A 939-nucleotide genomic window follows, 5' to 3' on the forward strand; every position below is an offset into this window, starting at 1 on the left:
GGTCTGCTCATCCCCTCCAGTTATCGCACTGGATTCGCAAGGTGAATCCCTCACAGGCTTTGTGCAACAGAGCCTCTATGAGCAGCCCCATACCACCGAGATATATTACCAAGAACTGGCCGAGCTACAACGAAGCATTGAAGCAGCGCGGCTATTTGTCGATCCCTTGACCGACAGCACATGCTTGCATGTGTGAGAGGGTGGTTCGATCCAAAGATGGCCTGGACGCCTCCGCCGACCGGCAAGCGAGGCCGGCAGCCTCCGTATAGTGATGCCGCTATCCAGACGTGCCTGACCTTGAAAGTCTTGTTCGGCATGGCTCTTCGACAGACTACGGAATTCGTCGAGAGCCTCCTGCGTCTGGTCGGGCTCGACCGCGCAGTGCCGGACTTCAGCACCCCGGGCCGGCGTCAGCAGTCCTTGGCCGTTAACATCCCCTATCGTGGCTCAAAAGCCCATTGAACCTTTTGATCGATAACACCGGTATCAATCGAGGGCGCCCTCTCATGATTTGCAAGCAAACCATTGCCGGGTCGTAAGTGGCACGCCCGGAAGCATCCCTCTCACATATGCAAGCATGTCCTGGCGGGCAATGGGCGGCGCGAAACGCCGGCTTTGGCGCAAGATCCACCTTGGCATCGACGAAAAGACGCCGGAAATCCGTGCTATCGAAATCACCGGCAGCAGCGTTGATGATGCTCCGATATTGCCAGAGTTGCTGTGCCAGATCCCTGCCGACGTGGAGATAGGATCGGTCATCACCCCCTTCCGGCAGATTGCCGCGCAATCGCCTGCAGGGCAATGGATGGCGCCTACGATACGCGCAAGTCTCACGGCGCCGTCCACTGCCCGGCAGTGCATGTGGAGCTATTGTCAAATCTGGTGTTTGGGCGGTCATCAAGCGGCGGCCTGATCTTGTGTTGATGGCTTGATGCCGTT

The 939-nt window shown here is 57.9% G+C and carries 1 pseudogene; it reads left to right on the plus strand.

The features are described 5' to 3' along the window. Positions 1 to 77: 77 nt before the first annotated feature. A pseudogene (locus tag Q4543_RS24445) lies at positions 78 to 757 on the plus strand (IS5 family transposase); the annotation flags it as partial. Between the last annotated feature and the right edge of the window lie 182 nt (positions 758 to 939).

Source organism: Salipiger sp. 1_MG-2023 (genome assembly GCF_030547555.1).
In the GTDB taxonomy this organism is placed as follows: Bacteria; Pseudomonadota; Alphaproteobacteria; order Rhodobacterales; family Rhodobacteraceae; genus Salipiger.